General features: G+C 60.2%; 1 pseudogene. It reads right to left on the bottom strand.

The features are described from left to right. A pseudogene (locus tag EN859_RS36120) lies at positions 1-245 on the bottom strand (ABC transporter permease); the annotation flags it as partial. Between the last annotated feature and the right edge of the window lie 107 nt (positions 246-352).

Below are 352 nucleotides of genomic sequence, written 5' to 3'. Positions count from 1 at the left end.
CCGAAACGGGTGTATTCGAGGAAGAACCAGATCACCACCGCAAGCATGATCAGCACCACCACCGAGACCGGGATGAGGTTCGGGATGAAGAAGTCGACGCGGTGACGGCCGAGCGCCAGGAAGGCCTCGCTGAACTTGCCATTGGCGACCGAGCCGTCGGGCATGGTCATGCCAGTGGCGATCGAGCGGCCTTCGGTCGGGATGCGCTGCAGGCCAAGCAGCAGGAACATCATGCCGAGCGTCGCATATCGCTCATGATCTATGCGGTTTATTTTCCTGCCTCGATAACAGCAGAGGCATGCGCAAAAGGAAAGGGCGGCCGTTGGGCCGCCCTTTCGCAACTCTATGGTCC

The organism is Mesorhizobium sp. M00.F.Ca.ET.216.01.1.1, assembly GCF_004010325.2.
Classification (GTDB): Bacteria; Pseudomonadota; Alphaproteobacteria; order Rhizobiales; family Rhizobiaceae; genus Mesorhizobium.
The sequence above is the reverse complement of the archived record's forward strand: the minus strand, read 5'-3'. Positions and strand labels throughout refer to the sequence as shown.